At 35.2% G+C, this 12,924-nt stretch carries 12 protein-coding genes, 2 tRNA genes and 1 other annotated feature; of the genes, 8 read left to right on the top strand and 6 right to left on the bottom strand.

From position 1 onward, the window contains the following. The first annotated feature begins 145 nt into the window (after positions 1-145). The 7 genes from rpsF (at position 146) to G6O73_RS10020 (ending at position 6,787) form a co-directional block, all read left to right on the top strand. Positions 146-433: a 30S ribosomal protein S6 gene (gene rpsF / locus G6O73_RS10050; protein WP_057884899.1), complete on the top strand. Its 288-nt coding sequence runs from the start codon at positions 146-148 to the stop codon at positions 431-433. Positions 434-465: 32 nt separating this feature from the next. After that, positions 466-1,005 (top strand): single-stranded DNA-binding protein, encoded by a 540-nt coding sequence (gene ssb, locus G6O73_RS10045; protein ID WP_057884898.1) that lies wholly within the window; start codon positions 466-468, stop codon positions 1,003-1,005. 18 nt (positions 1,006-1,023) lie between these two features. Further along, positions 1,024-1,260, top strand: a complete 237-nt coding sequence (gene rpsR, locus G6O73_RS10040) for a 30S ribosomal protein S18 (RefSeq protein WP_057872175.1) — start codon at positions 1,024-1,026, stop codon at positions 1,258-1,260. A 167-nt stretch (positions 1,261-1,427) separates the two neighbouring features. After that, entirely contained in the window at positions 1,428-3,437 is a 2,010-nt protein-coding gene (locus G6O73_RS10035) for a DHH family phosphoesterase (protein WP_057884951.1), read from the top strand. 19 nt (positions 3,438-3,456) lie between these two features. After that, positions 3,457-3,906 (top strand): 50S ribosomal protein L9, encoded by a 450-nt coding sequence (gene rplI / locus G6O73_RS10030; protein WP_057884897.1) that lies wholly within the window; start codon positions 3,457-3,459, stop codon positions 3,904-3,906. A gap of 34 nt (positions 3,907-3,940) precedes the next feature. Further along, positions 3,941-5,323, top strand: a complete 1,383-nt coding sequence (gene dnaB / locus G6O73_RS10025) for a replicative DNA helicase (RefSeq protein ID WP_057884896.1) — start codon at positions 3,941-3,943, stop codon at positions 5,321-5,323. Positions 5,324-5,494: 171 nt separating this feature from the next. After that, positions 5,495-6,787, top strand: a complete 1,293-nt coding sequence (locus tag G6O73_RS10020) for an adenylosuccinate synthase (RefSeq protein ID WP_057884895.1) — start codon at positions 5,495-5,497, stop codon at positions 6,785-6,787. 357 nt (positions 6,788-7,144) lie between these two features. On the opposite strand, the gene G6O73_RS13090 is transcribed toward G6O73_RS10020, so the two are convergent. After that, positions 7,145-7,636, bottom strand: a complete 492-nt coding sequence (locus G6O73_RS13090) for an acyl-CoA thioesterase (RefSeq protein WP_083478431.1) — start codon at positions 7,634-7,636, stop codon at positions 7,145-7,147. Between the two features lie 160 nt (positions 7,637-7,796). Further along, positions 7,797-7,994, top strand: a binding site (T-box leader). 126 nt (positions 7,995-8,120) lie between these two features. Between G6O73_RS13090 and nhaC the strand changes: the two genes are divergently transcribed. Beyond that, complete coding sequence (gene nhaC, locus G6O73_RS10010; RefSeq protein WP_057884894.1) at positions 8,121-9,527, top strand: Na+/H+ antiporter NhaC; 1,407 nt, start codon at positions 8,121-8,123, stop codon at positions 9,525-9,527. A 251-nt stretch (positions 9,528-9,778) separates the two neighbouring features. On the opposite strand, the gene G6O73_RS10005 is transcribed toward nhaC, so the two are convergent. The 5 genes from G6O73_RS10005 to G6O73_RS09985 form a co-directional block, all read right to left on the bottom strand. Beyond that, positions 9,779-9,850 (bottom strand) — tRNA-Asn (locus G6O73_RS10005). A gap of 119 nt (positions 9,851-9,969) precedes the next feature. After that, positions 9,970-10,809 carry an aldo/keto reductase gene (locus G6O73_RS10000; protein WP_057884893.1) on the bottom strand — a complete coding sequence of 280 codons (840 nt, stop codon included), beginning with the start codon at positions 10,807-10,809 and terminating at the stop codon, positions 9,970-9,972. A gap of 465 nt (positions 10,810-11,274) precedes the next feature. Further along, positions 11,275-11,347: transfer RNA gene (locus tag G6O73_RS09995), tRNA-Lys, on the bottom strand. Positions 11,348-11,444: 97 nt separating this feature from the next. Further along, positions 11,445-11,999 (bottom strand): ECF transporter S component, encoded by a 555-nt coding sequence (locus G6O73_RS09990; protein ID WP_057884892.1) that lies wholly within the window; start codon positions 11,997-11,999, stop codon positions 11,445-11,447. A 13-nt stretch (positions 12,000-12,012) separates the two neighbouring features. Continuing rightward, positions 12,013-12,867, bottom strand: a complete 855-nt coding sequence (locus G6O73_RS09985; RefSeq protein WP_057884891.1) for a PfkB family carbohydrate kinase — start codon at positions 12,865-12,867, stop codon at positions 12,013-12,015. Positions 12,868-12,924 lie beyond the last annotated feature (57 nt).

Here is a 12,924-nt window from a genome sequence, read left to right as displayed (position 1 = left end):
GAATAAAATCATGAACTGAGTCTTGCAATCTGAATCAAATAATGTTAAACTTTAAGCTTGTTAGTATCTAACTAGAAATAGTTTGGATTACTTTCCTTGTTCTTAAGTTTAAGAACCATAAGTCCATAAGGAGGTGTAAACAGTCATGAAATATGAAATTACTTATATTATCAGCCCGGCTTTGGATGAAGCTGCTAAAGCAGCTTTAGTTGAACGTTTTGATAACGTTTTGAAAGATAATGGGACTGAAGTAATTGATTCAAAAGACTGGTCTAAACGTCGTTTCGCATATGAAATCGGTGGCTTTACTGAAGGTATTTACCATATCGTAAATGTTAAAGCTGAAGATGCTCGCGGAATTGATGAATTTGACCGTCTGGCTAAGTTCAGTGATGGCATTTTGCGTCATATGATTGTTAAACGTGAAGCTTAATAATATTTAAATTCCGAAGGGGGAACTGAACTTTGATCAATCGAGCGGTGTTAGTTGGTCGTTTAACGCGTGATCCAGAATTAAGATATACATCAAGTGGAGTCGCGGTTGCTAGTTTTACACTTGCTGTTAATCGTCAATTTACTAATCAACAAGGAGATCGCGAAGCGGATTTCATTAATTGTGTAATTTGGAGAAAAGCAGCTGAAAATTTTGCTAATTTCACTCATAAAGGTTCACTAGTGGGAGTAGATGGTAGAATTCAGACTAGATCTTATGAGAATCAGCAAGGAGTTAGAGTATATGTTACAGAAATCGTTGTTGACAGCTTCTCTTTGTTAGAATCGAAATCGCAATCTGAGCAATATCGACAACAGCATCCTAATGATCAAGTTTCTAGTACCCAATCGAATGTCAATCAGCCAAGCAATAATTTTGCTGGTCCAGCTGGTAGTGGTGCTTCTGCGACAAATAATAGTCAGGGTAGCAACAATAATTCAACAAAAAACGTAGATCCTTTTGCTGATGGTGGACAACAGATTGATATTTCAGATGATGATTTACCATTTTAAACAAAGGAGGTTTGTGAAATGGTACAACAGCGTAGAGGCGGTCGCCGTCGTCGTAAAGTCGATTTTATTGCGGCTAATCATATTGAATACATTGATTACAAAGATACCGATTTATTAAAACGATTTGTTTCTGAAAGAGGAAAAATTCTTCCTCGTCGAGTAACTGGCACAAGTGCTAAAAACCAGCGTCGTTTAACAATTGCAATTAAACGGGCAAGAATTATGGGTCTTTTACCATTTGTTACAGAAGATTAATAGTTGGTCAAAAACGCTGATCAATACCGATTTTTATCGGTATTGATCAGCGTTTTTGCTTTAGTAAAGTTTAGTTGTTTGTGATAAAATTGAATTCAAATGGTTTAATAAATTTGTGGCAAGGATAATTAATTGCTAAGAAGAAATGAATGTGGGGAAAAAAAGTCATGAAAAAAGTCTTTTCGAAAAACTTCTGGCATTTACCCAGTTTTATGAAAAATAGTCAGTTAAGACTAATTGCAGCTTTTTTGTTAGGATTGGCAATTGTCTGTGAAATAATGGCGTTCTTACTTAACTTTATTTTGGGATTTGTTCTATTAATTTTGGTTTGCTTAACTATCGGTGCAGCATTTCTGACGCTCAAAGAAATTACTGAGGATACGAATGAATATATTTCGGACTTATCTTATCGAATTAAACGAGGTGAACAAGAGGCATTGATTAAAATGCCAATTGGAATTTTATTTTTTAATGCTCAAAATGAAGTCGAGTGGATTAATCCGTATTTACAAAAATATTTTGGCAAGCAGGAAGTTCTAGGAAAGAATCTGCAAACAATTGACGATCAACTAGCAAAATTAATCGAGAAAAATTTTGATAAAAAACATCCAGTAGAAGTAGTTTGGGGCGATAAAAGTTTTCAGTTGTTAATCCAAAAAGAGATTCATGCTGTTTATTTAATGGATATCTCTGAGTATTCAAGAATCAAACAACATGATTTAGAAACTGATGTTGTTTTAGGTCAGATTTTTTTAGACAATTATGATGAAATTACCCAATCAATGACTGATAAAACAATTTCCAATTTAAATAATTACGTTACGAATGAATTGACTAATTGGTCTCGTAAATATGAGATGTTTTTAAAACGAATAGATAACGATCATTTTCTTGTTATTGCGTATACTAAAGTTTTACAGCAACTGGAAACAGAAAAATTTAAAATTTTAGATTTGATTCGTGAACGTACTTCTAAGCAAAATTTTCCTCTAACGTTAAGTATCGGTCTTGCATATGGTGATGATGATTTGTCTTTACTTGCTCAGACAGCTCAAAGTAATTTAGACTTAGCTTTAGGTCGTGGAGGAGATCAGGTAGTTGTTAAAACTCCAGACGGACAAGCTAGATTTTATGGCGGCAAAACTAATCCAATGGAAAAGCGGACACGAGTGCGAGCTAGAATGATTGCTCAAGCACTTCAAGAGTTAGTTCACCAAGCTGATCAAGTTTTTGTTATGGGGCATAAAAGACCAGACATGGACTCCATTGGTGCTTGTTTGGGAATTAGACGAATTGCCAAGATGAATCAAAAAGAATGTTGGATAGTTTTAGACCAAACAGCATTGCATTCAGATGTTGTGCGATTAATGGATGAATTAGCTCAGTATCCCGAAATCAAAGGAAGGATTATCACTTCTGAAGAGGCATTGGAAAAAGCTACTTCACACAGTCTGCTTCTAATGGTTGATCACTCGAAACCATCAATTTCAGTTAGCCCAGAACTATATCAGAAACTTTCCAACCGTGTAATGGTCATAGATCATCATCGACGAGGAGAAGAGTTTCCTGAGAATCCAGTACTAGTTTATATTGAGCCATATGCATCTTCAACCTGTGAATTAATTACGGAGATGTTTGAGTATCAGTCACGGGATAGCGATCCAATTAATAAAATTGAGGCGACGGCTATGCTGACTGGGATTATTATTGATACCAAGTCATTTTCACTCAGGACCGGAACGAGGACATTTGATGCTGCTAGCTATCTTCGTTCGGTAGGGGCTGATTTGACGATGACACATCACTTCATGAAAGAAAATGTTGATAGTTTTATGCAGCGTAACCATCTAATTGATCGAGTTGAGTTTATTGGTTCTGAATTAGCTCTGTCGACTGGGGAAGCTGATCGAAATTATGATCCAGTAACAGCCGCCCAAGCAGCTGATGAATTATTAAATGTTAGCGGAGTTGAAGCTTCATTTGTGATAACTAAGCGTCAGGATGGCAAAGTTGGTATTTCGGCTCGCAGCAACGGAACCAAAAATGTACAAGTTGTAATGGAAGAGATGGGTGGCGGTGGTCACTTATCAAATGCAGCGACACAAATGGATGATACAACAGTTAAACAAGTTCAGCAGAAATTAGTAGAAATTTTGCAACAGAATAAGGATTTGTAATACTAAAAGGAGGATAAAAATGAAAGTTATTTTTTTACAAGATGTTAGAGGAAAAGGTTTGCGTGGGGAAATCAAAAATTTACCAGATGGCTTTGCCAACTTTTTGATTAAAGATCATAAAGTTAAGCCAGCAACCGCACAAGCAATGAGTCAATTAAAGGGACAAAAGAAGGCAGAAGAAAAGAAAGACGCTGCTTTATTAGCTGAATCAGAAAAATTAAAAGAAAAGTTAGAGTCAGGAAAAATGATTGTTGAATTACAGGCTAAAGCTGGAACAGATGGTCGATTGTTTGGATCAATTACCAGTAAACAGGTAGTGCAAGCTTTAGAAAAACAGTATGGTCTTAAAATTGATAAACGGAAAATGGAAATGAATCAACCGATTCGATCTTTGGGGTATGTTAATATTCCAACTAAGTTGCATCCAAAAGTTACAGCTAAAATTAGAGTGCATATTGCTGAAAAATAATATTTAGTTGTAGTGGATAGAAAGGTGAAAATGAATGGCTAAAAATCTGTTGACAGATCGATTACCGCCGCAAAACATTGAAGCGGAACAGGCTGTTTTAGGGTCTGTTTTTTTAAATACAGCTGCCTTAGTTGATGCGATGGAATATGTTCAGCCAGCTGATTTTTATCGCCGTGCACATCAAGTAATTTTTCAGACAATGGTCGATCTAAATGACCAAGATGAAGTTATTGATGTTGTTACGGTTAACAATCGGCTAACCGAACAAAATCAATTAGAGGATGTTGGTGGTGTTAGTTATATTGCAGAATTAGCTGATGCTGTGCCGACAGCGGCCAATGTTGGCTATTATGCCAAAATAGTCCAAGAAAAATCATTAATGCGGCATTTAATAACGACTGCAACTAATATTGTTTCTCAGGCATATGATCAAGATGATGACGTGACCAGTCTTTTAGATAATGCTGAAAGACAAATTATGGAGGTTTCAGAGCAGCGGAGCAGTAATGGTTTTCGTCCAATAAGGGATGTTTTAAATAGTGCAATTGAAGAAGTAAATCGATTATATCAAAAAAAAGAGGAGATAACCGGGTTACCAACGGGTTATCAGGACTTAGATAAAATGACAGCTGGATTGCAACCCGATAATTTAATTATTTTAGCTGCTCGGCCAGCTGTCGGGAAGACTGCGTTTGCTTTAAACATTGCACAGAATGTTGGTACAAAAACGGATAAAGCTGTTGCTATTTTCTCACTTGAAATGAGTGCGGAATCATTGGTTAATCGTATGTTGTGTGCAGAAGGCAGTGTAAATGCTAATCATTTGCGAACAGGTCAATTAAATGATGAGGAATGGAATAATTTAATTGTTGCAATGGGATCATTATCACAGACAGCAATTTTTATTGATGATACTCCCGGAATTAAAATGTCAGAAATCCGTGCCAAAAGTCGGCGGTTGGCTAAAGAAAATGGAAATCTGGGCTTAATTGTTGTTGATTATTTACAACTTATTGAGGGAAGTAATAAAGAAAACCGACAACAAGAAGTTTCAGAAATTTCACGTCAGTTAAAAAAACTAGCTAAGGAACTCTCAGTCCCAGTAATTGCATTATCACAGTTGTCACGTGGTGTTGAGCAGCGACAAGACAAGCGGCCGGTTTTATCGGATATTCGTGAATCTGGATCAATTGAACAAGATGCGGATATTGTGGCATTCTTGTATCGTGATGATTATTATGAGCGTTCTGATGATGATGATAATCAACAGCAACAAGATGAAGAAACGCAAGATGTTGGGGAAGTAGAGGTAATTATTGAAAAAAATCGTTCTGGTCCCCGTGGCACAGTCAAGTTGCTATTTGTAAAATCATATAATAAATTTTCCTCAATTGCTTATGTGCCTAATCAACAATAAGATGAAATAGTGAATTATAGTTAGATTCTAACTATAGTTCGCTATTTTTTGCTTGACATTAAAATATAAGAATTAATCTTCGGAATTTACTTGAAATAATAGGGCTTCATTGTTACAATTATCGAGGTTGATTAATAATTTGTATTAAAAAAAACAATGAGGTGAAGCTAAATGTCATCAGTAGTAGTTGTTGGTAGTCAATGGGGCGATGAAGGAAAAGGTAAAATAACTGATTTTTTAAGTCGAAATGCTGAAGTAATTGCTCGTTACCAAGGTGGAGATAATGCTGGTCATACGATTGTTTTTAATGGAGAAACTTTCAAATTGAGGTTAATTCCATCTGGAATCTTCTACAGTGACAAAATTAGTGTAATTGGTAATGGGGTTGTCCTTAATCCTAAATCACTAGTTGAAGAGTTAAGTTATCTTAACAAACGTGGTGTATCAACTGATAATTTAAGAATCTCTGATCGGGCGCACGTTATCTTACCTTACCATATTTTATTTGATGGTTTACAAGAAAAAGCAAAAAAAGAAAACAAAATTGGGACGACTAACAAAGGTATTGGTCCAGCGTACATGGATAAAGCGGCGAGAATTGGAATTCGAGTAGCGGATTTGTTGGACAAAGAAGTTTTTGAAGAAAAGTTGCAGCGGAATTTAGCGGAAAAAAACCAAGAATTAATTAAATTTTACGACCATGAGCCGCTAAATTTTGATGATATTTTTGAACCATATTTTGAATATGGTCAGCAATTTAAAAAGTACGTAACTGATACGTCTGTTGTTTTAAACGATGCTTTAGATAGTGGAAAACGAGTTCTTTTTGAGGGTGCACAGGGAGTAATGTTAGATATTGATCAGGGGACTTATCCCTTTGTAACTTCATCAAATCCTGTGGCTGGAGGTGTAACTATCGGTAGTGGAGTAGGCCCTTCAAAAATTGATAAAGTTGTTGGTGCTTGCAAAGCTTATACTTCAAGGGTTGGTGATGGACCATTTCCAACCGAATTAGAAAATGCTACTGGGGACTTTATTCGAGAAGCTGGTCATGAATATGGAACAGTTACACATCGACCACGTCGTATTGGTTGGTTTGATAGTGTTGTTTTACGTCATTCGAAGAGAGTTTCAGGACTAACCAATCTTTGTCTAAATTGTGTTGATGTTTTAACAGGACTAGATGAAATCAAAATTTGTACAGCTTATGATTTAAATGGGAAACGGATTTATCATTATCCAGCTAGTTTGAAACAATTAAGCCAGTGTAAACCAATTTATGAAACTTTACCAGGTTGGAAAGAGGATATTACACACTGTAAAAAATTAGAGGACTTACCACAAAATGCTCGCAACTATATTCATCGTATTCAAGAATTAGTTGGAGTTAAAATTTCAACATTCTCCGTTGGTCCAGATCGTAATCAAACGAATGTTTTAGATAATATTTGGGCTAAAATCTAACTGCAAGGCATAGAAATAGGAGTAAGAAGGAAATAATCCTTTTTACTCCTATTTTTTGAGCTAAACACCAAATGAAATTGTAATAAAAAAGTTTTAATTGCTAAAATGGCCACAACTAGCAACCTTTTATTGATTTTAAAATAATTTAGCAATAAATAAAGCTCGTTTTTTTAAAGGGCACGGTATAAAATAACATTTAGAGTGAGTTAATTCTCAGATAAACTAAAGGAGAGATTTTTATGGCTTTTTCGAAAACAACTAAACAAGCAGTGGAGCTGGTTATGAAACAAAAATCTTGCTCATATGAAGAAGCCGTCGCTTTTTTGATTAAATTTCTTGAAAAGCAAAATTGATAAATTAATCTAAATTTATCACAGAATAAAATTCTTTATTTGCTGCTAACTGTTGTTGACGTAATGAATGACGCTGTTGATAATTTTTACAAATTACTTGTTCTTCTTCATTGATTGAAACAAGAGTTGGAAGAGTGACTAATTTGGGAGTAACAAAAGTTAGAAAAGCTGTTGCCGATAGAAATTTTTCACCAAAAGTATCTTGGCTTCCAATAATTTTTGCAAAAACTTCAATTGAACGCTTACCTGCACCACTAACATAAGAAATTATTTTGAATGAGTCATGTAATTTTAGGGGAGCAATAAAATTGAATTGATCAACAGCAGCTGTAACAGTTAAATGGCGAGCAAAATGGGCAGCTGATATTGAGGAAGTACCATCGAGTAACTCTAATAAACGTCCACCGTAAACGGTGCCGTGTTCATTTAAATCACTATTTATAATACGATGTTCGGTAATTGCTAAAGTATCTTGACATGTTATTGTGACTGACAGAACAATACACTCCTTTTAAAATAATAAATTACTTACATTCTGATACTTTTTGAGTAGTTGTGCAAGTAATAAAAAAGATAGAATGTTTCATGTGAAACCTCAGCTTATTATAATTAGTTGACAGTTTAATTATAAAATGCTAATCTAATGTTAATTTAATAATTAAGCGTTGAAAATTGTATTAGTAGTTGTTTTGTTTGGGTGTCAGAAAGTTGGTGGTTGCTGCGAACCAATCAGGGCAAAATGATGAAATACCACAGTTGAGTTTGAATAACGGTTGACATCGTTAATTGTCATAAGAGAGAAAACTGATAAATAGTTTTAATTTTGGGTGGTACCACGGAAAATCGTCCCGATTGCTTTAAAGCAATCGGGACTTTTTTGTTACTAAAGGAGTTTTTTTATGATAAAGGTTGGCGGACTTCCACGATATTTATGATTGATTAGCTAGACTATTAAATTTTTAATTGAGAGGAAGAAGAAAATGAAAATTAAAATTAAAGGACTTGAAGCAGCTGTAATTTTAGCAATTGTGCTGGTTATTATGGGAGTAGGGGTTATTGGTTTCGGATTATCACCACAGGTGCCAGTAATGTTAGCAATGAGCTTTGTGATTTTATGGTCACGAATTCGTGGCTTTGATTGGTTAAATGTCAATGAAGGTATAAGAGATGGAATCGAAAAAGGAATTGTTCCAATCTTTATTTTTATCTTGATTGGAGCAATGATTAGTACTTGGATCGCAGCAGGAACGATTCCGACATTGATGGTTATCGGCTTTAAATTAATTAGTGTTCGCTGGTTTTTACCATCAGTTTTTATTGTTTGTACGTTGGTTGGAAGTGCAGTTGGAAGTGCTTTTACAGTAGCTTCAACAGTAGGAATTGCTTTTATGGGCATGGGAATCACGATGAATCTTAATCCTGCGATGGTTGCCGGTGCCATAATTGCGGGCGCAATTTTTGGTGATAAACTTTCACCGCTATCAGAAACAAATAACTTGGCTGCAGCGGTAGTAGATACTGATTTGTTTCAGCATATTAAAGATCTTTTATGGACAATGGGACCGGCCGGCTTTATTAGTTTACTATTGTTTATTTTGATTGGACATGATGATTCACAGGCAAGCTTAACTAAAATTAATCAAACAGTCCATATTTTGCAGACTAATTTTGATTTGGCAATTTGGGTTTTATTACCAATTGTCTTAGTCTTTGTTTGTGCAGGATTTAAAATGCCTGCAATTCCAACAATGCTGTTGAATATTTTTGTTACCAGCGTAATAATTTTAGTTCAACAACCGCAACTTGGCCTAGCAAAATTGGCAAACATCATTACTGATGGATATGTAGCCAAAACGACAAGTAAATCAGTCAATCTTTTATTATCAAGAGGTGGGATTGTTAGCATGATGCCGACAGTTGCATTAATTGTCTTGACTCTTTCACTGGGAGGATTATTGGTAAAATTCGGTTTAATCACTGCCTTAATGAATCCGTTAAGCAAGCATTTAGATAATCAACTTAAATTAATTGTTGCTGGGTTAGCAGCATGTTTAGGAATAAACATTTTTGTTGGTGAGCAGTTTTTATCAATTATTTTACCTGGAAGAGCTTTTAAAGTTGCGTATAATCAGGGAGGATTGTCCAATGATGCTCTAGGTCGAGTTTTAGAAGAGGGGGGGACTGTTATTAACTACTTAGTTCCTTGGGGTGTCGGAGGAGTGTTTCTGACAAATACTTTGGGTGTGACAACTATTAATTATTTACCGTTCGTTTTCTTTAGTTTATTATGTCCAGTGTTTTCAATAATTAGTGAAATCACAGGTTGGGGGCTATTAACGGTAGATAAAAAACGAGATCTGGAAAAAGCAATTAAGACACAAGCTTAATTGTAGCTAGAATGATATTAAATTTTTCACTTTAAAACCAAAGAAATTTTATAAATGAACAATGCAGATCCGTTAAGTTTTAGTTTAACGGATCTGCATTGTTTTGCTAATAAGCTGTGCTGTTATTAAAAGTCTTTGTAGTATTGCTTTGTGTTTCATGTGAAACATCTAAAGCTTAAATTATTACAAACAATGTGGAAATAATTGAGATATTAAAAAAAGCATGGTAATTTTTACCATGCTTTAGCTAGCTGCTCAGGCAGGGTTCGAACCTGCGACCTCTTGATTAACAGTCAATTATTCTACCACTGAACTACTGAGCAATTAAATTATCAACGTATATAATTAAATCATATACTTAGTGTTTTGTAAACACTTTTCTTGAAATTTAATAAAAAAGTTCAGTAGTAAGGATATATTTAATGGGCAACTAAATTTAGAGTTATTCAAACTCCTCATACTCATTGGGGTCTTGATTGTCGATTCGTCCATTAACTTGGCTTAAACTATTGATGTCCTTGATCTCATTATTAGTTAACTGAAAATCGAAAATATCAAGGTTTTGGCGTTGATGATTTAAACTACTAGATTTAGGAATTGGTACGATTCCTCGTAGTTGATGCCAACGAAGGATAATTTGCGCAGGCGATTTTTGATATTTTTCAGCTAAATCAGTTATGACCTTTTCTTTCATGGACTGACTGCCACGACCTAAAGGACTCCACGCTTCAGTAATAATTTTACGATCCTTGTTTGCTTGCAGCATTCGTTCTTGTACCCAATAAGGGTGAACTTCGATTTGATTAACAGCTGGTGTAACGCCTGTTTCATTAATCAAATGATCCAAATGATCTGGTTCAAAGTTTGAGACACCAATTGAGCGAATTAATCCCATCTTTTGTGCAATAATCATTGCTTTCCATGCTTCAAGATAAAGCCCACGTTTTGGCAGAGGCCAATGGATTAGATAAAGGTCAAAATACTTGAGGCCCATACGACAGAGAGATTCTTGAATACTCATTAAAGTATCATCAAAATGATGATACTTTCCAGGAAGCTTAGTAGTAACAAAAAAATTTGATCGCGGGATTCCAGAACGACGAATAGCTTCACCGACAATTCCTTCACTATCATAGTTTGTTGAGGTGTCAAGTAAGCGATAGCCGTCGTTAATAGCTGAAAGAACTTGATCAATTCCTTTTCCACCACGAATTTGGTAAGTTCCTAAACCAATAGCAGGCAACAAATGTCCATCATTAAGTTCAATAGTTGGTATACTCATGTAAATGCCTCCTAAATATTAAATGTAATCTTAGAGTATGCTTAAAAATAATTTTTGTGAAATAAAGTGACTTGAACCAGTGGAAAATTCAAATTTAATTAATGTTAAACAAACTAAATATGATACAAATAGCAGGTATAGTTCTTCCTTAGCTGATGAAAGTGGAATTTTGAGAGAGGAAATAGGTTGTGAAGCATATAAACTATACAGACATCGATAATCAGTTTACATAATTGTTAAAATTACACCGGTTTAATGGGACGAAAGAGGGCTGATTTAGGCTGCTATCGTTGAACTTGCACTAAAAAACTGCGTAACAGCCACTGCCCCACGCAAGTTGTTTTTTGACTAACTTTTTTGAATGTTAATGATATTATATGTAATATAAATCTATTTTAAAGTACAAAAAAACCAGCAACCACGGTATTCTTGATACCTAATGATTACTGGTTACGTACTATCTGATGGGTGGCCAGGGGATCGAACCCTGGACCCACGGATTAAGAGTCCGTTGCTCTGCCAGCTGAGCTAGCCACCCAATTCGTTTATCAACAAGAAGTATAATATCATAAATGAATCGGGTTTATCAATAGCAAATCGAAAAAAATTGTAAAATTTTGAAAAAAGATAACAGCCTAATCAATAAAATGACTAGTAAGCAAGATCCTTTTTATTAAAAAGTAGAGAATTGGAACACAAATAGCCGTTGAAATAGAATTGATGACAGTTGCAGGTAGGCTTAAAAACGAAGCAACAATTGCTGTCTTGAAGTTTGTTCCAATCATTAAAGCCTCAATAATCGAAGTGCAATAAGAAGTGAAAATTTTGGTTATTCCAGCAGCAAGTGCAATAATAGCAATTTGTTTTTGTTTGTCTTGATATTTAAAGAACCGAAAGAGCAATTCGATAATGCTTGCAACGATGATAACTTCTAGCATTGTTAACCAAGAAGTTGCGGCGTATCCATTTAAAATATCAAAGCCTCCAAGACCGATAATACCCGCAAGTGTTCCGTTGCGAAAACCAAGAAATAAAACTGCCAAAGCAGCTAAGGTATTTCCAAAGTGGATAAACGGTCGTCCAACCATAGCAGGAATTGGAATTCTAAGAATGAAAATGCCAAGATAAATGATTGCTGCAAATAGTCCAGTAAAAATAATACTTTTTAATGAGTTAGGTTTTTCTCGCATTGAAAGTCCTCCCTTAAATTTTTTTTAATTGTTTTAATAATAATGGCAAACCGGCAGAATAATCAAGTCCAATTCTTAGATCAATTTGCTGTGAAGCAGCGCAGCGCTGCTTTAAATTAATATTAATAAATTCCATAGCAATTTCAGCAGCTCTTTTTAGGGGAATATTGTTGAGAATAGCAGCTGTTAAGGCACTAGCAAAAAGATCTCCGGTTCCAAAATAATTTCCAGGCAATCGGGGGGTTGATAGTTGCCAAATTTCCCGGGAAATATTTTCACTACCGAATACGGCAACTTTTTGTTGGGCAAGACTAACACCTGTAAGTAAAATTGCTGCATCAGGAAATTTTCTTTGAAGCTCAACAACTAGTTGTCGAGCATAATTAATTTCAACAGTACCAGAACTTAGTTTACGATTTAATAGTAGTTCAGCTTCAGTTAGGTTAGGAGTAAGCAAGGAGGCTTTTTTTGCTAGGTGACTTAGCATTAGCGGATATTTTTTACTAAAGCCCGAATAAAGTTTACCGTGATCACCCATTACAGGATCAAGCAAGATAAAAGGATGGTTGGAACTCAAAACTTTATTAAGTTGATCTAGTATTACAGAAAGAGCAGACTCACCTAAATAGCCTAGGTACACATTAGAAAAACTAAGAGGAATTGTTGACCAGTGGGTAATGATTTTAGTTAACTCAGTACTTAGATCATAAAAGGAGTTCTTTCCCCAGCCTCCAGTATGGGTAGATAGCAGAGCGGTTGGTAAAACAGCTGGCTGAAAACCAGCGGCACCTAATATAGGTAAGGCACTGCTTAATGAAACTTGTCCAGCACAAGAAAAATCTTGTATAATTAATAATTTTTGAAGCAAAAGGATCCCCACCTGACATTTAAGTATTTAGAAGCCATTATAGCATGCAGTTAACAG

It is taken from the genome of Liquorilactobacillus nagelii DSM 13675, assembly GCF_019444005.1.
In the GTDB taxonomy this organism is placed as follows: Bacteria; Bacillota; Bacilli; order Lactobacillales; family Lactobacillaceae; genus Liquorilactobacillus; species Liquorilactobacillus nagelii.
The sequence above is the reverse complement of the archived record's forward strand: the minus strand, read 5'-3'. Positions and strand labels throughout refer to the sequence as shown.